Source organism: Citrobacter sp. TBCS-14 (genome assembly GCF_005280805.1).
GTDB classification, from domain to species: Bacteria; Pseudomonadota; Gammaproteobacteria; order Enterobacterales; family Enterobacteriaceae; genus Citrobacter; species Citrobacter gillenii.
Window position 1 is genome coordinate 257 of the sequence record NZ_SZWM01000392.1, and the last position, 304, is coordinate 560.

At 54.3% G+C, this 304-nt stretch carries 1 pseudogene; it reads right to left on the minus strand.

What is annotated here, in order from left to right:
* Positions 1 to 19 precede the first annotated feature (19 nt).
* Positions 20 to 304 (minus strand): annotated as a pseudogene (locus tag FDX22_RS15735) (phosphoglycerol transferase I); the annotation flags it as partial.

Here is a 304-nt window from a genome sequence, read left to right on the forward strand (position 1 = left end):
GTGTTGGGCGCTGTTTTTTTTATCCCTGAGCAGCCACTACTTTGATTTCAACCATCCCGATCCCCAGCTTACGCGGCGAGTGGCCGAGAATGTTGCCCTCGTTAGTGGCAACCGGATCGGGCGGGACAATCACCAGCGTATTGGCGTCCGTCGGATTATCAAAATGCAAGGTGGTCGTGCTGACCTCCTGGCTTAATACCAGCGTTTGTTCCTGGCCACCGACGCGTACGGGAATAGGGCGATTCGCGTTGTCACCAAAAGCTTTCGCGGTGATAACCAGATCGAATTTCTTCGGTAGCGGAGT